The sequence below is a fragment of the Cellulophaga fucicola genome, assembly GCF_900119145.1.
Taxonomy (GTDB): Bacteria; Bacteroidota; Bacteroidia; order Flavobacteriales; family Flavobacteriaceae; genus Cellulophaga; species Cellulophaga fucicola.
Map to the genome: position 1 here is coordinate 86,173 of NZ_FPIY01000006.1, position 22,915 is coordinate 109,087.

The window sequence follows — 22,915 nt, forward strand, 5'->3', positions numbered from 1 at the left end:
TAAAATCAAAAATATTGCCAAACTACTCAAAAACACGTAACATAGTACCTGTTAGCGTTATTTGGTACACTTTTAAAGGCTTTGCCGCTTTACTATCTACCTGGTTTAAAGGAGTGCCTGTTTGACTAAAACGAGAACCGTGAACATCACAATAAAAAATACCTCCATCTACATTTGCAAATCTAACCTGATCGTAATTTTCGTGACTACAAATTTGACTAGCTGCAACAAATTCGCCTTCTAGGTTTTTTACCACAACAACATCATTCTTAAGAATAAAACCGCCATTAGTTCCTAATTTAGAAGCTTCATCAGACTCTAGATCAATTGTAAAATCTACATTACTCGGTTCTTCTTTTATATCACCTTTTTCACCATCGCTATCACTAGAACACCCACCTAAGCAAGGAAAAGTTAATGCAAATGCAGCACCTACTCCTAAAGTTCTTAAAAACTGTTTTCTTTCCATAATTAGTTGTTTTATAAGTACAACGGATAAAAGGTGAAAATTGTTGTTAGTTAGTATTCAAAAGTTCCGTACTCACTAGTAATTGTTAGTTTTTTAGTAGCATTTGCTTCTACTCTACCAACTATTTTAGCATCTACACCAAAACCTTTAGATATAGCAATTAACTCTTCTGCTACAGCAGGATTTACATACAACTCCATACGGTGACCACAGTTAAAAACTTGGTACATCTCTTTCCAATCTGTTTTAGATTGTTCTTGTATTAACTTAAACAATGGTGGCACAGGAAAAAGATTGTCTTTTACAATATGTAAATTATCTACAAAATGAAGAATTTTAGTTTGTGCACCTCCGCTACAATGTACCATACCATGTATATCTGTAGCGTTATATTTCTCTAATATTTTTTTAATAATTGGCGCATAAGTTCTTGTAGGAGATAACACCAACTTACCTGCATTTATAGGAGAATCTGCAACCTCATCGGTTAATTTAACACCTCCAGAATATACTAAGTCTTCTGGTACAGCAGCATCAAAACTTTCTGGATATTTATTGGCTAAGTATTTAGAAAACACATCGTGTCTTGCAGATGTAAGTCCGTTACTACCCATTCCGCCATTGTACTCGCTCTCATAAGTAGCTTGCCCAAAAGATTCTAAACCAACAATAACATCGCCATCTTTAATATTGGCATTATCTATAACATCCTTTTTGTTAAGTCTAGCCGTTACTGTAGAATCTACAATTATGGTGCGTACTAAATCACCAACATCTGCAGTTTCTCCGCCAGTAGAATGTATAACAATTCCATGGTTTTTTAAATCTTCTATAAGCTCTTCTGTACCATTAATAATGGCAGATAAAACTTCACCCGGAATTAAATTTTTATTTCTCCCTATAGTAGAAGACAACATAATGTTATCTGTTGCTCCAACACAGATAAGATCATCTATATTCATTATTAAAGCATCTTGTGCTATACCTTTCCAAACAGAAATATCTCCTGTTTCTTTCCAGTACATGTATGCTAAAGACGATTTAGTACCAGCACCATCTGCGTGCATTACCAAGCAATAATCTTTATCACCAGTTAAGTAATCTGGAACTATTTTACAGAATGCCTTAGGAAAAAGACCTTTGTCTATATTTTTAATGGCATTGTGCACATCTTCTTTAGATGCTGAAACTCCTCTTTGGTTATACCTTTCGCTATTAGATGAACTCATACTTTTTTACTTTGACGCAAAAATAATGTAATCCATAAAATTAGCAGCAATAAACTTTGGTAGATATCAACAATGATGGTTTATAACCGTAAAAAATTAAACAACCGCTTGTTTCTTTAATGCTTTCTGGTTCTTTTTCTCTGTTCTGCTTTTTAGAATACCATTAGCAATTACAGTAATTAGAATAATAAAAGCACCTAAATAAAACATAGGATCCATTTTTTCGCTGTCACCAAAAATTATAAATGCCAATAGAATACCATAAACAGGCTCTAAGTTTGTAGTAAGCATTACCGTATATGGACTTAAAAATTTCATTATTTTAACCGATGCAATAAAAGCATAAGCTGTACAGAAAGATGCTAAAACCAATATATAAATCCAGTCTGAAGCAGAAAGTTGAAAATTTATCTGTGTTAGATTACCTTGAAAAAGCATATAGATTGATAAAAATACAACCCCTGCTCCAAGTTCGTAAAAAGAAATTATGGAAGGCTTATGCTCTTTAATAAGCTTACCATTCATTAAAGAAAAAACCGTTGCCAAAAAAGCAGAAATTAAAGCAAGTATAATACCTTCTTTGTATGATGCTTCTATATTAAAAATAAGTCCAAGACCACCTATAACTATAAGCCCAAAAACAATCTCGTACCAAATAACTTTACGTTTGTACCAAATTGGTTCTAATATAGCTGCAAAAAATGCTCCCGAAGATATTGTTGCCAAAGCCACAGATACATTAGATACTTTTATTGCGGAGAAAAATGTAACCCAATGCAAAGCTATAACAACACCTGTACCCAGTAATAAAAATAAAGTTTTACGAGTTACTTTTAAGTTATTCTTGCGCAATACAATAAAAAGTAAAACAAAAATAGCTGCCCAAAACATTCTATACCAAACCAGCGGTAAAGCATCTATAGTAATTAGTTTCCCTAAAACAGCTGTAAATCCCCAAACAAATACTATAAAGTGTAAATGAAGATAATTTTTAAATTTATCGCTTAGCATTTTTTAACAAGTATAAGCCAATGATTGCAAATATTGCGTTAGGAATAATAATTGCTATTAAAGGTGATAAACCAGCCTTTTCTGCAAGAATAGCAAAAACTCTATCAAAAAATATGTACACAAAGGCAATTACAATTCCAAATGCTAAATTAAGCCCCATACCTCCTCTACGTTTTATTGAAGAAACAGATACTGCAATTAGTGTTAATATAAAAGCACTAACTGGCAAAGCCCAACGCTTATATTTAGCCATTACATACGTATTTATGTTAGACGCTCCTTTTTTACGCTGGTCTTCAATAAACTTATTTAGCTCAAAAATATTTTTAGTTTCTGCTACATAACTAACAGGAGTTAAATCATCTATTTTAAAATTAAAAATAGTATCTAGCCTACTCTTTTTTTCAAGAATTTCTACATTACCCTTCATTGTTCTAGAAGTAAAACCTGTTAGCCTATAAACAGTATCTTTAGGTATCCATCTTATACTAGATGCAGTAAGTTTGTATGCTAATTTATCATCATTAAAATGTTCTAAAACAAAATTACTCCCCAACTGTCTATTAGGATCAAAACTACTTATGTAAAGAAATTCGTTTTCGTTTAATTGATTATATATGTTAGTTGTCTCCTGAAACTTTTTACCTTTTTTTAGGTACTTAAATATAAATTCGTGATAATCTAAACTGGCTTTAGGGACAATAAACATTGCCATAACAAACATTAGTATTGCAATAATGGTAGCTCCTATAAAGTAAGGTCTTAAAAACCTACCAAAAGAAACTCCCGAACTTAAAATTGCTACAATCTCTGTATTTGAGGCGAGTTTAGATGTAAAAAAGATAATAGATAAAAACAGAAAAATAGGAAATAGAAGACTCCCAATATATATGATAAAGTTCATATAATATTCTAACACTTCTAAAAGCGGAGCTTCATTCGCTACTATTTTACCTATTTTTTCTGCCAAATCTAGCATTACGCCAATTGGCACAAATAACAAGATCATTACCGAAAAGGTAAGCAAATAACGTTTTAATATATATTTATCTAGAATGCTCAATTACTACAATCTTTTATCCATTTGTTTTACCATCATATTTTTCCACTCTGTAAAATCACCAGCTTTTATATGCTTTCTAGCTTCACGAGTTAACCATAGGTAAAAACCTAGATTGTGTATGGTTGCTATTTGCTTTCCTAAATACTCATTAGCAGCAAATAAATGGCGTAAATAAGCTTTAGAATACTCTGTATCTACAAAAGTAATTGCCATTTCATCAATAGGAGAAAAATCTGCTTCCCATTTTTTATTTTTAATGTTTATAGTCCCATGCGCAGTAAACAACATTCCGTTACGGGCGTTACGTGTTGGCATAACACAATCAAACATATCTACTCCTAAAGCTATATTTTCTAAAATATTAATTGGTGTACCTACACCCATTAAGTACCTTGGCTTGTCTTCTGGTAGAATATCACAAACAACCTCTGTCATCGCATACATTTCTTCAGCTGGCTCCCCCACAGACAAACCGCCTATAGCATTACCTTCTGCTCCTGCGTTTGCAATATATTCTGCAGATTGTTTACGTAAATCTTTATATGTAGATCCTTGCACAATAGGGAAAAAAGTTTGCTCATAACCGTATTTAAACGGTAACGTTTCTAAATGATTCATACAACGATCTAACCAACGGTGCGTCATATGCATAGATCGTTTTGCATAATTATAATCGCACGGGTAAGGTGTACACTCATCAAACGCCATAATAATATCAGCACCAATTGTACGCTGAGTTTCCATTACATTTTCTGGTGTAAAAAAATGAAAAGAGCCATCTATATGAGATTTAAACTTAACACCTTCTTCTTTTATTTTTCTGTTTGCTGATAAAGAATAGACTTGGTAACCGCCACTATCTGTTAAAATATTACGATCCCACCCCATAAATTTATGCAAACCACCAGCAGCTTCTAAAATATCTAATTTAGGACGTAAATACAAATGATATGTGTTTCCTAAAATAATATCTGGGTTTATTTCTTCTTTTAATTCTCTTTGATGAACCCCTTTTACAGATGCAACTGTACCAACTGGCATAAAAATAGGTGTCTCTATAACCCCATGATCTGTAACCATTGTTGCGGCACGTGCCTTACTCTGCGCGTCTTTTTTTTCTATTGTAAATTTCAAAAATTATAGTATTTATAACCGCAAATATAATCAACTCAGTTACAAAAAATTGCTAACAAAAAAATAAAGTTGCCTATTAATTGTAAAGTAGTTAATAAATTATAATAACTAGCCTTGTACAAGCAAAAGATAGATCTTATTTTTACACGCGAATTAACAACATATAAAAATGCCAAGACTGGAAGAATTACAAGATTTGACCACGCAAGTGAGAAGGGATATTTTAAGAATGGTGCACAAAGTTAACTCTGGCCACCCAGGTGGTTCTTTAGGTTGTGCAGAATTTTTTGTAGCCCTGTACAATGAATTAATGGAATTAAACGAAGGATTTGACATGGATGGTAAAGGTGAAGACCTTTTCTTCTTATCTAACGGTCATATTTCTCCTGTTTATTATAGTGTATTAGCACGTAGTGGATATTTTCCAGTAGATGAGCTTAACACTTTTAGACTAATTAATTCTAGATTACAAGGACACCCAACTACACACGAAGGGTTACCTGGAATCCGTATTGCGTCAGGTTCGTTAGGACAAGGAATGTCTGTAGCAATTGGTGCTGCATTAGCTAAAAAGTTAAACAAAGACAGTAATCTTGTATATAGTTTACACGGAGACGGTGAATTACAAGAAGGTCAAAACTGGGAAGCTATGATGTATGCTTCTGCTAATAAAGTTGACAATTTAATATCTACTATAGATTTAAACGGACAACAAATTGATGGCTCTACAGATACCGTTTTAGCAATGGGTAGCATTAAAGGTAAGTTTGAAGCTTTTGGATGGGATGTCTTAGACATAAAAGAAGGTAACAATCTTGAAGCTGTTATAGCTGGCCTTAAAAAGGCAAAAACTATGACTGGCAAAGGAAAACCTGTTTGCGTATTATTACACACAGTTATGGGTAATGGTGTAGATTTTATGATGCACACGCACGCTTGGCACGGTAAAGCTCCTAATGATGAGCAACTAGAGATAGCATTAGCACAAAACCCAGAAACTTTAGGAGACTACTAATAAAAATTAAATCTACCTTCTCTTACATAAAAGAGAAAAATCATAAAGGATATGAAAAAATACATAGATCAAGGAAAAAACGATACTAGAAGTGGTTTTGGTGCAGGTTTAACAGAATTAGGAAGAACAAACCCTAACGTTGTTGCATTATGTGCAGATTTAATTGGCTCTCTTAAAATGGATCAATTTATTGAAGAAAATCCAGAGAGATTCTTTCAGATAGGTATTGCAGAAGCTAACATGATGTGTATTGCTGCTGGTTTAACTATTGGTGGTAAAATACCATTTACAGGTACTTTTGCTAACTTTTCTACAGGAAGAGTTTATGACCAAATACGCCAATCTATAGCATATTCTGGTAAAAACGTAAAAATTTGTGCTTCTCACGCTGGTGTTACATTGGGTGAAGATGGTGCAACACACCAAATACTAGAAGATATAGGATTAATGAAAATGTTACCAGGAATGGTAGTTATTAACCCTTGTGATTACAACCAAACAAAAGCTGCAACTATTGCAATAGCTGATTATGATGGCCCTGTTTATTTACGTTTTGGAAGACCAAAAGTAGCAAACTTTACTCCTGCTGATCAGAAATTTGAAATTGGTAAAGCTGTACATTTAACAGAAGGTACAGATGTTACTATTGTAGCAACTGGCCACCTGGTTTGGGAAGCTTTAATAGCTGCCGAAAACTTAGAAAGTCAAGGTATCTCTGCAGAAGTAATTAATATACACACTATAAAACCATTAGATGCTAACGCAATTATTAACTCTGTTAAAAAAACAGGTTGTATTGTAACTGCAGAAGAGCATAATGTTTTAGGAGGTTTAGGAGAAAGTGTTGCTCGTGTTTTAGCAACTAGTCAACCAACACCACAAGAATTCATTGGCACTAATGATACTTTTGGTGAAAGTGGAACTCCTGCACAATTAATGGAAAAATACGGTTTAGACAATAAAGCGATAGAAAAAGCCGTTATAAAAGTTATAGAACGCAAGTAAGACAATGGTATCATTTTTGATACTTATACTTACATATTAATTAATAACATATTGAGAATGATTGTTTTTTTACAGTCATTCTCTTTTTGTTTAAAACACTTTTAAAATGAAAAAAACACTTTTAGTAATTACATTGGCTTTAGCTAGTTTAGCTACTTACGCCCAAACAGATGCAGGTTTTGGTATTAAAGGAGGTTTAAACTACGGTGGTAACGGAGATTATTTTGATTCGGCAAAGGATGCATATAATGACCCCGACAAAAATGTAGGATACCACATTGGTATCTATGCAAAAACAGCTGGTAACTTATACTTAAGACCAGAATTGGTGTACACATCTTTAAAATCTGGCTATGCAGAAGATTTTAAAATGCAAAAATTAGACCTTCCAGTTTTAGTAGGCGCAAAGGTAATTGGCCCTGTAAATGTATTTGCTGGTCCATCTTTTCAATATATTCTAGACACTGACTATGAAGGTATAACTATTGGCGATGTTAAAAACGACTTTACAGTAGGCCTTAACGTAGGCGTAGGCGTTAATCTTGGTAAATTAGGCGTAGACATTAGATATGAAAGAGGTTTTAGTGATAACGAAGTATCTATACTAAACTCTAACAACGCTATTAACGGAGGAGACAGAATAGACACAAGACCAGATCAATTGATATTAAGTCTATCTTTAAAATTATAATTAGCAGACATATAATTATATAGTTTCACTAGAATTAGTGATTAAATAAAAGAGCCCTAGAAATTAATTTCTAGGGCTCTTTTTATATTTTGCAATAATGTACAGTTATACTAGCTATTTGGATCCAGGTAATCTGGAATACCATCGTTATTAGAATCCGGATAAGGAAAAATTATATTTCCATCAGCATCGCTAATTTCATCTCTAGTTAATTTACCATCATTATCATCATCATTATCTAAGTAATCTGGCACAGTAGAAATGGATGAAGACCCTTCTTCTGATGCTAAATCTGTGTTATCATCATACAAGTATCCATTACCATTTAAATCTTCTAAATAAGATGGTACACCATCGTTATCATGATCAGCTTCGTTAACAGCCATTAAATCAATCTTAAAAATTAATGGACTATATTCTGATATTAAACCAGTCGCATTGTTATAATAACCAAGAGCTGAAGGAAAAATCACAAGTCCAACTCCATAATCAGTGATTTCAAAAGTACCATCTTCATTTATAATTGGTGCTCCACCTGCTTTTAAGAATTTAGCACCTTCAGAAAAACCTCTTGCTCCTTGACTAGGGGCTTGAATTGTTGCTAAATCAAACCATAAAGGAGTAGCCGTAGAAGCATCAAAAACCGTATTATCTAACAACAAACCTTCGTAACGAACATAAGTAGAATCCATTGCAGTGGCCTGATCACCGACACCCTGCCTAGCTACTAAATAGTAATACGTATGCTCTACCTCTTTGTTATTAGTTAAACCAATTTCAGTAGATCTAACAGTAGTTTTCACTGCTGTCATCATATCTATTAGAGGGGTTTTATCTGCGTTATCACCTTCAATTTCTCCTAAAACAATTTTATAATCAAAGTCTGCTGGTGGATTTTGAAACTCTTCATAGTTGTAAAAATGAGTCTCTAAATATTGAACTATAGAGTCTTTATCTTGGTCTACTATCTCACTCAAAGCTTTAGGAGGAACTATAGTAAAGCCATTATCATCACTACCACAAGACCATACTAAAATGGCTAGTAAAACAAATATAAGTACGTTTTTAAATTTCATCTATTCTAATTTATGAGTCGCAAGATACAATTTTCCCCTATTTTTGCGGAAGTAGTTAACAAAGATTTTGGATAGATTATGAGGATAGACAAATATTTATGGTGTACACGATATTTTAAAACAAGAAGTATTGCTACGGAAGCCTGCAAAAAAGGACATATTAAGATAAATGAAAAAGCCGTTAAACCATCTAGAGATGTTTTCCCTACGGACAAAATTGAGGTTAGAAAAAACCAAATTAACTACAAACTTACCGTATTAGACGTGCCGCCAAACAGAGTTGGCGCCAAATTAGTAGATATGTACCGCAAGGATACTACTCCTAAAGAAGCTTTTGAACATTCAGATCTTCTAAAATACTCTAAAGACTATTACAGAAAAAAAGGAGTTGGAAGACCTACTAAAAAAGACAGAAGAGAAATAGACGATTATACTACTAATTCTTCTGAAGAAGAATAAGACTTAAAAAGTCTTTACTATCTTTGATACATATAAAATTACAGCACAAATGCAGAACAAAATATTATCTCACGACCAAATTCAGCATAAAATAAAGCGTATAGCTTATCAAATTTATGAAGCTAATGTTAATGAAACAGAGATTATAATTGCGGGTATAGAAGGTGGCGGCTTAAAATTTGCTAAAAAGCTAAGCACTATTTTAGAAGATATTACCGAAGCAAAAATTACACTTTGTACTGTAAAAATGGATAAAAAAAACCCATTAGAAAGCGGTGTTACAACCTCTATTGCTACGGAAGATTATACTAATAAATCTGTTGTTTTAATAGATGACGTTTTAAACTCTGGCTCCACACTTATATATGGAGTGTTTCATTTTTTAAAAGTTCCGTTACGACAATTAAAAACAGCTGTATTGGTTAACAGAAACCATAAAAAATACCCTGTTAAAGCAGATTATAAAGGAATTTCTTTATCTACTTCCTTGCAAGAACATATAGAGGTTGAGTTTAAGTCTAAAAATGATGCTGTTTACCTAAACTAACTTACCCACTATTTCATCTACAACTGTGGCACTATCTTTTTGCTGTACTAATATAGTATGGTGTGCTTTTGTATAAAAGTAACTTCTCTCGAACAAATGTGTACCAATAAACTCTGGAAGCTCGTTTTCTGGAATATTAGCTATTAATGGTCTATGTTCTTTTTCTTTTACCAGTCTTTTTATTAATTCTGGAATAGGAACATTTAGGTAAAAAACGTTTTTAGAACTGGTTGTCATAACATTTATATTATCTCCATAACAAGGAGTACCACCACCTGTAGAAAGAATAAAATCTTCTTCTTTTTCAAAAATTTCTTTTAAACACAAAATTTCTACTTTTCTAAAAAAAATCTCTCCTTTGGTCGAAAATATCTCAGGAATTGACATCTCATATTTTGCTTCAATATAAGTATCTAAATCCAAGAAATTGATTTTCAAACGCTTGGAAAGCTCCTTCCCTACAGTAGATTTACCACTACCCATATAACCAACCAGTACTATTTGCATTTATTTTTTTATACAAAGATGCTCTATTTTTAAGGGAAATAAAAAAAAACGAAAAAAAATAAAAAAGTCCTTGTCAAACTAAATAAAGGTCATATATTTGCACCCGCTAACAGCAATATGCTTAGGCGATGGAATAATGACCTGGTAGCTCAGTTGGTAGAGCATCTCCCTTTTAAGGAGAGGGTCCTGGGTTCGAGCCCCAGCCCGGTCACAAATAAAAAATCCGAAAACATTACGTTTTCGGATTTTTTTTTGCTTTAAACTTAACAGTTACTCTTTGCAGTTTAAAATTGTATTATTACAAATAACAATACCTTAAATTCTATTTTTAAAAAGAATTTTTCTTTTATTAATTAAAAAAAATAAAACCCTAATTAAATATAACACAGGGGGTTTAGCCATAGCTTTTGTCTTACATATTATTTTATTGCAAAAAGTCCTTGTCAAATAAAATAAAGGTCATATATTTGCACCCGCTAACAGCAATACGCTTAGGCGATGGAATAATGACCTGGTAGCTCAGTTGGTAGAGCATCTCCCTTTTAAGGAGAGGGTCCTGGGTTCGAGCCCCAGCCCGGTCACAAAGAGAAATCTTTAAATTAAACCTTGTAGAATTTATCTACAAGGTTTTTTTATTTTAAAGCAAGTTGTTTTAAATTCTACACTTATAATTTACCAAACAAGCCTTGTTATTTATTTAAGTATATACTTTTTTACTAAAAAATACATATTCTATTAAATATCTTCATTTTTTATAGCTGTTAAACTTATGTCTAGTGCAAATGTTTAAAAACCTACAACGTATTGTGTATTGTTCAGTTCTTGTCTAGTATCTATATATATTTAAGTATCAATATATATACATATTTGCATAACTCCACATAGCTATAGCTAAACACTATTGAATATAGCTACGCTAAATCAATTTAAAAAGCTTAAAACCAATACTATTAAAATGAAATACAAAATAGCGCTTGTTACTCTATTCATAATTACAGTCTTTAATTGTAAAACACAAGAGACTGTAACCCTGAAAACCGATTTTAATTTTGATTGGAATTTTAAACTTGAAGATTCTGTTTCTGGAATTACAGATACCGAATGGCAAAAAATAAGATTACCACATGACTGGAGTATTGCCAATAAACTTGACTCTATAAAAGGTGAAGGTGCTACAGGCTATTTATTAGGAGGAATTGGGTATTATAAAAAAGATTTTGTTACCAATTTAAACAATAATCAAGTAGCGTATATACTTTTTGACGGTGTGTATAATAATGCAACTATTAGTTTAAATGAGAAAGAACTAGGTTTTCATCCGTACGGTTATTCTCCTTTTTATTATGACATAACAGCTGCTTTAAATGAAAATGGTAACAAAAACACAATAAATGTAAAGGTAGACAGAACTAGATATGCAGACAGTAGATGGTATACTGGCTCTGGAATTTACAGAAATGTAAAATTTATAACCAAAAACAAACTGCATATTCCTATTTGGGGTTCTTTTATTACAACACCATCCATAACTAATGAACTTGCCACTGTTAGTATACAAACAACCATAAATAACAAATACAACACTACAAAAACAGCTGAGTTAACTACAACTATTTATGATAAAGACGATATCGTTATAAACACTGATACCAAAAAAATAACGATTGCCAAAAATGCATCTCAAAAAGACCTAACTACTATTAACGTTAACAACCCTAAGCTTTGGGATATAGACAATCCTACCCTATACACTGCTATTACTACCATTGTACAAGATGATGTAATTATAGACACGCATAAAACAAAATTTGGCATACGTAGTATTAAGTTTGATGCTGATACTGGATTTTATTTAAACGGAAAAAACAGAAAAATAAAAGGTGTTTGTTTACATCATGACGCTGGTATTGTTGGTTCTGCTGTACCTAAAGGAGTTTGGAAAAGACGCTTACAAACCTTAAAAGATATAGGATGCAATGCCATTAGAATATCTCATAACCCGGCATCTAATGAGTTTTTAGATTTATGTGATGAAATGGGTTTTCTTGTACAAGATGAATTTTTTGACGAGTGGGACAATCCTAAAGACAAACGTAAAAATATGAATGAAAAAAGTGTAGACTATATTACAAGAGGTTACACAGAACATTTTCAAGAATGGGCAGAAAAAGATTTGAAAAATACTGTTTTATCACACAGAAATCATCCTTCTATTTTTCAATGGAGTATAGGAAATGAAATTGAATGGACATACCCTAGAAATGCAGAATCTACCGGATTTTTTAATAATATGGATTGGAGCGGAAACTATTTCTGGTCACTACCTCCTAACAATATAAGCACTATTAAAGAAAAGCTTAACACGCTACCAAAAGGCAAGTATGACATTGGTAAAACTGCAAAAAAATTAACAAAATGGACTAAAGAATTAGATACTACCAGATATGTAATTGCTAATTCAATTTTACCTTCTTCTAGTTATGAGTCTGGTTACGCAGATGCTTTAGACATTATTGGTTTTAGTTACCGTAGAGTAATTTATGATTACGGACATAAAAACTATCCTAAACTACCAATTATGGGAACAGAAAGTCTTGGTCAGTGGCACGAGTGGAAATCTGTTATAGAAAGACCATTTATTTCTGGTACATTTTTATGGACAGGTATAGATTATATGGGAGAGTCTAATAAAAGTTGGCCAAAAAAAGGTACTGCAAGTGGTTTATTAGATTTAGCTGGATTTAAAAAACCATCATACCATATGTTTAATGCTTTATGGAATAATGACCCTAATATCTATATCACTTCTCAAACTTTAGATAAATCTATTTATAAGTTAGATGCAAATGGCAATCCTATAGAAAAAAAAGAAGGTAGTTGGGAAAAGAATTTATGGTTTTGGCACAATGTAAACGAGCATTGGAACTATAATGATAATGACGCTACTGTTGTAGAAGTGTATTCTAACTGTGAAGAGGTTGAGTTATTTTTAAACAACAAATCGCTAGGTACAAAAAAGCTTAGCAGCTTTAAAGATCATATATACAAATGGGTTGTACCGTTTAAAAAAGGAACTCTAAAAGCTATTGGTTTAAAAGACGATAAAAAAGTAGAAACTGTAATTACTACTACAACTAAACCAGTAGCTATAAAATTAACTACTGACAAGCAAAAACTAACTGCAAACGGATATACTGTTGCTCATATTATTGCTCAAATTTTAGATAAAGACGGTAATCCTGTACAAACTGAAAATCAAATTATTAATTTTAACATTACTGGTGACGCAAAATTACTAGGTGTAGATAATGGTAGTATTACTAGTACACAAAACTTTAACAGCAATAAAGTAAAAACAAGTAAAGGAAGAGCACTTTTAATTATTCAATCTCTACAAAATAAAACTACTCCTATAAAAATAAATGCAAATTCTGCTTCATTAAAAAGCAACCAAATAGAAATTACTTTAGAACCAAATAACAATTAATACTATGATCAGAAAAAATATAATATTATGCGGGCTTACCTGTGTACTTTTAATTACTGCATGTAAAAATAATACTAGCGTAGAAAATACAGCTGAAGTAACAGAACCTAAAATAGAAATAACTCCCGAACAGATTGATGAGTTAGGTATTTCAAACCCAGATTCTTTAAGTGCTGCAACAAAAAGAGCTTTGCAATGGCCTAAAGATTTAGGTAACGATTGGTTTATACAATTCTCTAACCTTAAACCTTTAAAAGGAGATTTAGCGTATGAAGAGGGTGTTGTACGTAGAGATCCAAGTGCAGTTATTAAAGAAAACGGAAAGTTCTATGTATGGTATAGCAAAAGTATAGGTCCTTCTCAAGGGTTTGGAGGAGATATAGAGAATGAAAAAGTTTTTCCCTGGGATAGATGTGATATTTGGTACGCTACATCTGAAGATGGAGAAACTTGGAAAGAAGAAGGTATTGCTGTTGCCAGAGGCGAAAAAGGTGCTTATGATGATAGATCTGTTTTTACAGTAGAAATAATGAAGTACGAAGACAAATATTACCTGTCTTACCAAACCGTAAAATCACCATACAATGTACGTGTAAAAAATCAAGTTGGCTTAGCGTGGTCAGACTCTCCTAATGGTCCTTGGACTAAAAGTGAAGAACCAATTTTAAGCCCTGCAGATAATGGTGTCTGGAAAGGAGAAGAACAAGATCGTTTTGCTGTAGAAAAAAAGGGAGATTTTGACAGTCACAAAGTACATGACCCTTGTATTTTACCATATAAAGGTAAGTTCTACTTATATTACAAAGGAGAACAAATGGGAGAAAAAATTACATTTGGAGGTAGACAAATACGCCATGGTGTTGCCATTGCAGACAACCCTCTAGGTCCTTATGTAAAATCTTCTTACAACCCAATAAGCAACAGTGGTCATGAAATTTGCGTTTGGTCTTACAATGGTGGTATAGCATCATTAATTACCACAGACGGTCCAGAAAAAAACACAATACAATGGTCTCCAGATGGTATTAATTTTGAAATTAAATCTGTTATTCCTGGTGTTCCGGCACACGCAATAGGACTTAATAGAACTGCAGATACAGAAAAAGAACCAACAGAAATATTACGTTGGGGACTTACACACATATACAATAGTGGTGACTACCAAAGTATAATGAGTTTTACATCTGCCAGAAAAACAACACATAAAGCCAAAGGTGTTAAATCTAAATAAGTAACACCATAAACTAAAACACTAAAAAAGGAACATTTAATTATTGTTCCTTTTTTTATTCTATTTATAGTTGAATAAATAATAGTAATTTTACAATATATAAGTACACATCTAATGAGTAAACAAAAGGCAGATTTAAAATCCGAATACAATGTTCCTAATTTAGAAAGGGGCTTAATGGTTATAGAAATATTAGCTACAAAAAAAGACGGATTAACTCTTGCCGAAATTACTGAAGCATTGGATCTTACAAAAACCACTGCTTTTAGAGTAGTTAGCACACTTATCTTTAAAAATTACTTACAGAAAAATGAGACTACTAAAAAAATAACCCTTTCTAGAAAAATGCTTACACTAGGCATATCTGCAATGAACGAGCAAAGCATTGTAGAAATGTCTATAGATGTTATGCGTGCATTAAGAGACGAGCTAAAAGAATCTGTTATGTTAGGTGTATTGTTAGACGCTAAAGGCACAATTTTAGAACAAGTTTCTTCTTCTTATCCTGTAAAGTTATTTGTAGAACCTGGAACTCAATTTAACATACATAGTTCTGTTGGTGGTAAAAGTATTTTAGCCTTTTTACCCAAAGAAGAGTCTAATAAACTTTTAAAAAAAATTACACTTACTAAATACACTAAAAATACCATTACATCTAAAAAAGAGTTTAAAGAAACTTTAAGTTTAGTAAAACAAAATGGTTATGCAATAGATAATGGCGAAGATATACAAGGTATACATTGTATTGGAGCTCCAATTTTTAATGAGTCTGGCTACCCAGTTGCTGCTCTTTGGATTACTGCGCCGCACGGTAGATTACCACATGAAGAGTTTCATAAAAAAGGACAAATTGTTGCAAAATACGCTTTAGAAATATCTGTTAAACTTGGTTTTATTTCTCAATAAAACCGGTCTTCATTTAAATAAATTTTTAGTTTTAAAACCTCTTCTTATCATACTTGCATAAGGAGCTCTCCCCTACTTCATTATATTTTAACACTTTACCTTTAATTTAAGCTTATTTAGATAGTTCATGTTTTATAAAAAAATGTATATTTGTTTCAAATAAGAAACTAGTTTACTATTTGAAACTTAAATAAATGATAGCAACACAATATAAAGGCAATAAAACTTTTGCTGTAATTGATCAAAAAATTGAAGAACCTGCAGAAGGTGAAGTTCGTATTAAAGTAGCCTATTCTGGCGTTTGCGGTACAGACGTACACATTTACCATGGCATGATGGATAAACGAGTTTCTATACCACAAACTATAGGTCATGAAATGTCTGGTACTATTGATGCAGTTGGCAAAAATGTTACCAACTATAAAGTTGGAGAAAAAATTGTAGTTAGACCATTAGACGATAGAAAAGTAAAACCATCTGATAAAGGATTTAACCATATTTGCGAAGATTTAAAGTTTATTGGTATAGATAGTCCTGGCTCTATGCAACAGTACTGGAACGTACCTGCATTTGTTCTACATAAACTAAAACCAGAAACCAACTTAAAACTAGCTGCTTTAATAGAGCCTTTATCTGTGGCAACACATGATGTACGTAGAAGCGGACTTGTTAAAGGTGAAACTGCAGTTGTTTTAGGAGGCGGACCAATAGGTATGTTAGTAGCTATGGTTGCCAAGGAAGTTGGTGCACAAGTTATAATTTCTGAAGTAAACCCAACAAGAATTAAAATGGCAAAAGACCTTGGTTTTGATGCCGTAAACCCTACCGAAATAGATTTAGTAGACTACGTTAAAAGCAAAACAGACAACAAAAGAGCAGATGTTGTTTTTGAAGTAGCTGGTGTACAACCCGCTTTAGATGTTATGTGTGAAGTAGCTGGGATTAGAGGCAGAATTTTAATGGTTGCAATTCATGGCGAGAAAAAACCAGTAGACCTGTTTAAATTTTTCTGGAAAGAATTAAGCTTAATTGGCGCTAGAGTTTACGAAAAGGAAGACTATGAAAAATCTATAGAACTTATAACAGAAAATAAACTTCCTTTTGAAGCAATGATTACAGATGTACAACCATTGAGCAAAATTCAGCAAGTGTTTGAAAACATTGACAAAAACCCATCTGGGATGAAAGTACTTATGGATTGTAGTTTATAATTAAAGAAAATAAAAAAATGAGTGTTTTAGATACATTTAAATTAGAAGGAAAAACAGCTTTAGTAACAGGTTGTAAAAGAGGAATTGGCAAAGCTATGGCTATTGGTTTGGCAGAAGCTGGTGCAAATATCATTGGTGTTTCTGCTAGTTTAGAATTAGCAGGAAGTAGCGTAGCTAAAGAAGTTGAATCCAAAGGCAAAAAATTTAGTGCTTATCAATGTGATTTTTCAGACAGAAAAGCCTTGTATGCTTTTATAAATCAAGTAAAAAAGGATCATCCACAAATAGATATTCTTATAAATAATGCTGGTACTATTTTAAGAGCTCCTGCTGCAGAACATCCAGATGAGATGTGGGATAAGGTAATTGAAGTAAACCAAAATGCACAATTTATACTTACTAGAGAAATTGGTAAAGAAATGGTGGCTAGAGGTTCTGGTAAAATTGTTTTTACAGCTTCATTACTAACATACCAAGGCGGAATTACTGTTCCTGGTTATGCTGCTAGTAAAGGTGCTATAGGACAATTAACTATGGCATTTGCAAATGAATGGGCAGGCAAAGGTGTTAATGTAAACGCAATTGCTCCTGGTTACATTGCTACAGACAATACAGAAGCTTTACGTAATAATCCAGAGAGAGCAGAATCTATTTTAGCAAGAATTCCTGCTGGAAGATGGGGAGAACCAGAAGATTTTGCTGGTCCTGTAGTCTTTTTAGCTTCTAAAGCAGCTAATTATATGAGTGGTTCTATCGTCTTAGTAGATGGCGGATGGATGGGTAGATAATTAATTTATACAGTATACAATGTATCATCAAAATATAAAAACAACAGTTCTCCTATTTGTCTTTTTAGAGGTGAGTTTACTATTTGGACAAGAAAAACCTAATATAGTTTTTATACTTTCTGATGATGCTGGTTATGCTGATTTTGGCTTTCAAGGCAGTACAGAATTTAAAACTCCAGAATTAGATAAGCTTGCCAAAAAAAGTGTAAAGTTTACACAAGCTTATGTAAGTGCTGCTGTTTGCGGCCCGTCTAGAGCAGGTTTACTAACTGGACAATACCAGCAAAAATTTGGTTTTGAAGAAAATAATGTCCCTGGTTATATGAGTGCTTCTGGCTTATTGGGTGATGAAATGGGATTACCTACAAACCAACTTACTATTGCAGATTATTTAAAAAAACAGGGGTATACAACTGCCCTTTTTGGAAAATGGCATATGGGTAATGCAGATCGTTTTCATCCTATAAAACGTGGTTTTGATGAATTCTATGGCTTTAGAGGAGGTGCTCGCAGCTATTTACCATATGATGATACTAATGTATTAACTAGAAATGAAGATAGACTTGAAACAGGATTTGGAAATTTTTTAGAACATAAAGGCTATCTTACTAATGAATTGGCTAATGAGGCAATATCATTTATCAAAAAAAACAAAGAGAAACCTTTCTTTATTTACTTGTCTTTTAATGCTGTACATACTCCTATGCAAGCAACTAAAGAAGACTTAAAACATTTTCCTGACCTTACTGGTAAAAGAAAAACACTAGCAGCTATGACTTTGGCTATGGACAGAGCAATTGGTAATGTTTTAAAAGAACTTAAAAAACAAGGCCTAGAGAAAAATACTCTAATTGTTTATACCAATGATAACGGCGGACCATCAGATGCTAACCAATCTAACAATAGTCCGTTAAGTGGCACAAAAGCAAACCATTTAGAAGGAGGTATTAGAGTTCCTTTTTTAATGTCTTGGCCAAGTAAATTACAGAAAAATACAACTTATAATTACCCCATTAGCACTTTAGATCTTTTACCTACATTTTTAAATGTTGCAAAAGGAAATTCATCTAGCCTAAAACAATTAGACGGTGTGGATCTATTGCCTTTTGTAAAAGGTAAAAATACAGCAAGACCGCATGAGGTTCTTTACTGGAAAAAAGAAAACAGAGGAGCTATAAGAAGTATGGATTGGAAATTAATTCGCTTTCCAGATAGGCCTGCAGAGCTATACAATTTAAAAGAAGACGTTTCTGAGGTAAACAATCTTGCAAATCAATATCCAGAAAAAGTAAAAACATTATACAAGCAATTATTTGCTTGGGAACTAACATTAGAAAGACCTCTTTGGCAATTAAGAAGAGAGTTTGAAGGCCATGCTGCAGACCGCATGGATGCATATAAAAAAACGAACACAAAAAATTAACACCATACACTATGTCATCAACTAAAGAATACAAGTTATTTATTAACGGAGAGTGGGTAAAATCTACATCTGGCGAAACTATAGCTATAGTAAACCCGTCTACAGAAGAAATAGTTGCAAACGTGCAAAACGGAACTGCAGAAGAGGCTTTAGACGCCTTAAAAGCTGCTGATAAAGCACAAAAAGAATGGAAAAAATTACCTGCACGTTCTAGAGCAGATATGTTATATAAATTGGCAGATGAAATTGATGCTAATACAGAGCATTTGGCTCAACTATTAACCAAAGAGCAAGGAAAACTTTTAAAGGTTGCTCGTTTTGAGGTTGCTGTTACGGCTTCATTTATTAGGTATGCTTGTGAAGGTGCTCGCAGAATTGAAGGTGATATTATTCCTTCTGACAATCCTAACGAGCAAATATGGATTCAAAAAGTTCCGCGTGGGGTTGTTGTTGCAATTACGGCTTGGAATTTTCCTTTAGCATTGGCTGGTCGTAAACTGGGCCCGGCCTTGGTTGCAGGAAATACTATTGTAATTAAACCAACATCAGAAACACCATTAGCAACTTTAGAGTTGGGTAATTTGGCAAATAAAGTAGGAATTCCTGCTGGAGTTATAAACATTATTACCGGTCCAGGTAGAGCTATGGGTAATGCACTAGTAGAAAGTCCTATTACAAAAATGATAACAATGACAGGGTCTACTCCTGTTGGACAACAAATTGCAAAGAATGCTGCCAATAACCTTACTCACGTTCAGTTAGAACTTGGTGGTAAAGCGCCTTTTATAGTATTTGAAGATGCAGATATTGATGCCGCTGTAGATGCTGCATTACATTCTAGATTCGACAATTGCGGACAAGTTTGCACCTGTAATGAACGTATGTATTTGCATGAAGATATTTACGATGTTTTTATGAAGAAATTCATAACAAAAACTAAGGCTTTAAAAGTTGGTAATCCTATGTTAGAGGATACAGATATGGGTCCTAAAGTAAATGCTGTCGAGTTAAAGCATATGGAACATTTAATTGCTGTTAGTCTAAAAGAAGGGGCTACAATTGCTACTGGAGGAAAAAAACCAGAAGGAGCAGAATTTGAAAAAGGATACTGGTTTGAGCCTACCGTTTTAACAAATGTAACTCAAGATATGACTATTGTTCATGAAGAATCTTTTGGACCAATTTTACCCGTTTTAAAATTTAAAACTTTTGACGAGGTAATAGGTTATGTAAATGATTGTGAATACGGACTTGCTGCAATGGTATTTACCAATGATATGAACACCATTATGAAATGTAATGATGAGCTAGAGTATGGAGAAATTTATGTAAATCGTGGTCACGGAGAGCAACATCAAGGTTTTCATAACGGTTACAAATTATCTGGTTCTGGTGGTGAAGATGGTAAATATGGTTTTGAACAGTATATGGAGAAAAAGACTTTTTACATTAAACATAAAGCTTAATTAAAGACAACTTCTTTTAAAATAATTAAGATGAATACAAAAATAATAAGTGTAGAAACTAAACTTTTCAAGGTTCCTTTACCTGAAGTTTTAAATGATGCAAAACACGGAGACCACACACATTTTGAGCTAGTAACCACTACCATTACTTTAGAAGATGGTAGTACAGGAACAGGTTATACCTACACTGGCGGTAAAGGTGGGCACGCTATTAAAGCAATGGTAGAAAACGATTTTGCATCTGTTTTAATAGGTAAAGATGGTACAGACATAGATGGCTTGTACGATTTTATGGAGTGGCATATTCACTACGTAGGTCGTGGTGGCATTGCATCATTTGCAATTTCTACTATAGATATTGCTCTTTGGGATATTAAGTGTAAAAAAGCCAATCTTCCTCTGTGGAAAATGGCTGGCGGCAAGGATAACACTTGTAAAGCTTATTGTGGCGGAATTGATTTACAGTTCCCAATAGAAAAGCTTCTTAATAATATGAAAACCTATTTAGCTAATGGATTTAATGCTGTAAAAATAAAAATAGGAAGAGAAAATTTAGATGAAGATTTAGAACGAATAAAAGCTGTTAGAGAATTTATTGGTCCGGATGTAACTTTTATGGTAGATGCCAATTATTCTATGTCTATTGAAAAAGCAATAAAGGCTATTAAAGGTTTTAAACAATATGATATTACTTGGTTTGAAGAGCCAATTATACCAGACGACTATAAAGGCTATGCAGAGATAGTTGAAAAAACAGGCTTTCCACTAGCAATGGGAGAAAACTTGCATACCATACACGAGTTTGAGTATGCTTTTGAGCAAGCTAAGCTTTCTTTTATTCAACCAGATGCATCAAACTGTGGCGGAATTACAGGTTGGTTAAAAGCTGCTCGTTTGGCAGATAAGTACAATATTCCTGCCTGTTCTCATGGTATGCAAGAACTTCACGTAAGTTTGGTATCTGCACAACCTAATGCAGGTTGGTTAGAGGTACATAGTTTTCCTATAGATGAATATACTACTAGACCTCTTGTTGTAGAAAACCATAGGGCTGTAGCATCTAATGAACCAGGAACAGGAGTAATATTTAATTGGGAAAAATTAGCACCTTATCAACAATAAAAAATAAAGTATGAAACCTATAAAAAGTAATTTTGGATCTATAAATGAGCAAGAAATAGATTTGTATACGTTAAAAAATGCAAACGGTATGCTTGTAAAAATAACCAATTACGGAGCAACAATTACGTCTATAAAGGTTCCTAATACTAAAGGAGAATTAGTAGAAATTGCTTGTGGTTTTGATACTCTAGGCAGTTATTTTTCTGATAATTACAAAGAGAACTCGCCTTACTTTGGCTCTACAGTTGGCAGATATTGCTCACAAATTAAAGACGCTAAATTTAGTTTAAATGGTAAAACATACAAATTAGAGCAAAACTGCGGACCAAACAATTTACACGGGGGTGCTGTTGGCTTTGATAAAAAAATATGGACTGTAGATACTGCTACGGCTAGTGAAAATAAATTAAAGCTATCTTTAGTAAGTAAAGATTTAGAAGAAGGTTTTCCTGGTAATGTTACTGTATCTGTAACATTTACACTAACAAATAGTAATGAGCTAACCATAAACTACAGTGCTACACCAGATGCAGACACACCATTATCATTAACAAACCATACGTATTTTAACTTGTCTGGCTTTACCACATCTATAGAGAACCATACTGCACAAGTATATACTAATAGACGGTTAAAAACAGACGAAACTGTTGCCGCAACAGGAGAAATAGTAGATGTAACTAACGCTCCTGATGACTTAAGGGAACCTAAAAAAATTGCAGACGCACACAATGCAATGAATGATGGTTTTGAACATTTTTATGTTTTTGATAATACTGGTGAGACAGTAACTAAAGTAGCAACAGTAAAAAGTGAGGACGCACAGTTAAGTCTAGATGTTTTTACTACAGAACCTTGTATGTTACTATACACAGGTAAATACACCGCAGATAATCTTAAACGAGAAAATGGACTAGAATACGGAAAATACAGAGGATTTTGTTGTGAAACACACAGGTACCCTAACGGACCAAATATTAAAAACTCGCCTAAATCTATTACAAAAGCAGGTGAAAATTTTACAAGCACAACTGTATTTAAATTTTCATTTTAACAACAACTAATTCACTCAAAA

General features: G+C 33.1%; 21 protein-coding genes and 2 tRNA genes. 16 read left to right on the forward strand and 7 right to left on the reverse strand.

From position 1 onward, the window contains the following. Positions 1-22: 22 nt before the first annotated feature. From BT107_RS15815 to tgt, 5 genes are all read right to left on the reverse strand, one after another. Positions 23-469 carry a QcrA and Rieske domain-containing protein gene (locus BT107_RS15815; RefSeq protein ID WP_072304811.1) on the reverse strand — a complete coding sequence of 149 codons (447 nt, stop codon included), beginning with the start codon at positions 467-469 and terminating at the stop codon, positions 23-25. 50 nt (positions 470-519) lie between these two features. Then, positions 520-1,698, reverse strand: coding sequence for an AIR synthase related protein (locus BT107_RS15820; RefSeq protein ID WP_072304812.1), 1,179 nt, complete (start codon positions 1,696-1,698; stop codon positions 520-522). 96 nt (positions 1,699-1,794) lie between these two features. Continuing rightward, a complete protein-coding gene (locus BT107_RS15825) occupies positions 1,795-2,709 on the reverse strand; it encodes a DMT family transporter (protein ID WP_072304813.1) in 915 nt (304 codons plus the stop codon). Further along, entirely contained in the window at positions 2,696-3,772 is a 1,077-nt protein-coding gene (locus BT107_RS15830) for an LptF/LptG family permease (RefSeq protein ID WP_072304814.1), read from the reverse strand. The genes BT107_RS15825 and BT107_RS15830 overlap by 14 nt, the downstream gene beginning before the upstream one ends. A 3-nt stretch (positions 3,773-3,775) precedes the next feature. Continuing rightward, positions 3,776-4,906: a tRNA guanosine(34) transglycosylase Tgt gene (gene tgt / locus BT107_RS15835; RefSeq protein WP_072304815.1), complete on the reverse strand. Its 1,131-nt coding sequence runs from the start codon at positions 4,904-4,906 to the stop codon at positions 3,776-3,778. 169 nt (positions 4,907-5,075) lie between these two features. On the opposite strand from tgt, the gene BT107_RS15840 reads away from it, so the two are divergent. The 3 genes from BT107_RS15840 (at position 5,076) to BT107_RS15850 (ending at position 7,617) form a co-directional block, all read left to right on the forward strand. Next, positions 5,076-5,921, forward strand: coding sequence for a transketolase (locus tag BT107_RS15840; protein WP_072304816.1), 846 nt, complete (start codon positions 5,076-5,078; stop codon positions 5,919-5,921). A gap of 51 nt (positions 5,922-5,972) precedes the next feature. Then, the gene (locus tag BT107_RS15845) at positions 5,973-6,926 is read left to right on the forward strand and encodes a transketolase family protein (protein WP_072304817.1); all 954 of its coding nucleotides are present in this window, start codon (positions 5,973-5,975) and stop codon (positions 6,924-6,926) included. Positions 6,927-7,032: 106 nt separating this feature from the next. Beyond that, positions 7,033-7,617, forward strand: coding sequence for an outer membrane beta-barrel protein (locus BT107_RS15850; RefSeq protein WP_072304818.1), 585 nt, complete (start codon positions 7,033-7,035; stop codon positions 7,615-7,617). A gap of 110 nt (positions 7,618-7,727) precedes the next feature. Here BT107_RS15850 and BT107_RS15855 read toward each other — a convergent pair whose 3' ends face one another. Further along, positions 7,728-8,693: an FKBP-type peptidyl-prolyl cis-trans isomerase gene (locus tag BT107_RS15855; RefSeq protein WP_072304819.1), complete on the reverse strand. Its 966-nt coding sequence runs from the start codon at positions 8,691-8,693 to the stop codon at positions 7,728-7,730. Between the two features lie 78 nt (positions 8,694-8,771). Between BT107_RS15855 and BT107_RS15860 the strand changes: the two genes are divergently transcribed. Together BT107_RS15860 and BT107_RS15865 are read left to right on the forward strand one after the other, a co-directional pair. Next, entirely contained in the window at positions 8,772-9,152 is a 381-nt protein-coding gene (locus BT107_RS15860; RefSeq protein ID WP_072304820.1) for an RNA-binding S4 domain-containing protein, read from the forward strand. Positions 9,153-9,201: 49 nt separating this feature from the next. Further along, positions 9,202-9,699 carry a phosphoribosyltransferase family protein gene (locus BT107_RS15865; RefSeq protein WP_072304821.1) on the forward strand — a complete coding sequence of 166 codons (498 nt, stop codon included), beginning with the start codon at positions 9,202-9,204 and terminating at the stop codon, positions 9,697-9,699. Here BT107_RS15865 and BT107_RS15870 read toward each other — a convergent pair. Next, on the reverse strand, positions 9,691-10,206 hold the full coding sequence (locus BT107_RS15870; RefSeq protein ID WP_072304822.1) for a shikimate kinase: 516 nt from the start codon (positions 10,204-10,206) through the stop codon (positions 9,691-9,693). The two genes, BT107_RS15865 and BT107_RS15870, sit on opposite strands and share 9 nt — an antisense overlap. Before the next feature lie 138 nt (positions 10,207-10,344). On the opposite strand from BT107_RS15870, the gene BT107_RS15875 reads away from it, so the two are divergent. The 11 genes from BT107_RS15875 (at position 10,345) to BT107_RS15925 (ending at position 22,894) form a co-directional block, all read left to right on the forward strand. Next, positions 10,345-10,417, forward strand: a tRNA-Lys gene (locus tag BT107_RS15875). A 297-nt stretch (positions 10,418-10,714) separates the two neighbouring features. Then, positions 10,715-10,787, forward strand: a tRNA-Lys gene (locus BT107_RS15880). Between the two features lie 374 nt (positions 10,788-11,161). Continuing rightward, entirely contained in the window at positions 11,162-13,693 is a 2,532-nt protein-coding gene (locus tag BT107_RS15885) for a glycoside hydrolase family 2 TIM barrel-domain containing protein (RefSeq protein ID WP_072304853.1), read from the forward strand. 4 nt (positions 13,694-13,697) lie between these two features. Then, positions 13,698-14,924: a glycoside hydrolase family 117 protein gene (locus BT107_RS15890; protein ID WP_072304823.1), complete on the forward strand. Its 1,227-nt coding sequence runs from the start codon at positions 13,698-13,700 to the stop codon at positions 14,922-14,924. 114 nt (positions 14,925-15,038) lie between these two features. Then, a complete protein-coding gene (locus BT107_RS15895) occupies positions 15,039-15,830 on the forward strand; it encodes an IclR family transcriptional regulator (RefSeq protein ID WP_084639255.1) in 792 nt (263 codons plus the stop codon). Between the two features lie 194 nt (positions 15,831-16,024). Then, positions 16,025-17,041, forward strand: a complete 1,017-nt coding sequence (locus BT107_RS15900) for a zinc-dependent alcohol dehydrogenase (protein ID WP_072304825.1) — start codon at positions 16,025-16,027, stop codon at positions 17,039-17,041. Between the two features lie 17 nt (positions 17,042-17,058). After that, positions 17,059-17,829 carry an SDR family NAD(P)-dependent oxidoreductase gene (locus BT107_RS15905; RefSeq protein WP_072304826.1) on the forward strand — a complete coding sequence of 257 codons (771 nt, stop codon included), beginning with the start codon at positions 17,059-17,061 and terminating at the stop codon, positions 17,827-17,829. A 19-nt stretch (positions 17,830-17,848) separates the two neighbouring features. Continuing rightward, positions 17,849-19,252, forward strand: a complete 1,404-nt coding sequence (locus BT107_RS15910; RefSeq protein ID WP_072304827.1) for a sulfatase — start codon at positions 17,849-17,851, stop codon at positions 19,250-19,252. A gap of 11 nt (positions 19,253-19,263) precedes the next feature. Beyond that, positions 19,264-20,718 carry an aldehyde dehydrogenase gene (gene aldA, locus BT107_RS15915; RefSeq protein ID WP_072304828.1) on the forward strand — a complete coding sequence of 485 codons (1,455 nt, stop codon included), beginning with the start codon at positions 19,264-19,266 and terminating at the stop codon, positions 20,716-20,718. A gap of 30 nt (positions 20,719-20,748) precedes the next feature. Next, positions 20,749-21,840, forward strand: coding sequence for a mandelate racemase/muconate lactonizing enzyme family protein (locus BT107_RS15920; protein ID WP_072304829.1), 1,092 nt, complete (start codon positions 20,749-20,751; stop codon positions 21,838-21,840). Between the two features lie 10 nt (positions 21,841-21,850). Then, complete coding sequence (locus BT107_RS15925; RefSeq protein WP_072304830.1) at positions 21,851-22,894, forward strand: aldose epimerase family protein; 1,044 nt, start codon at positions 21,851-21,853, stop codon at positions 22,892-22,894. The last annotated feature ends 21 nt before the right edge of the window (positions 22,895-22,915 follow it).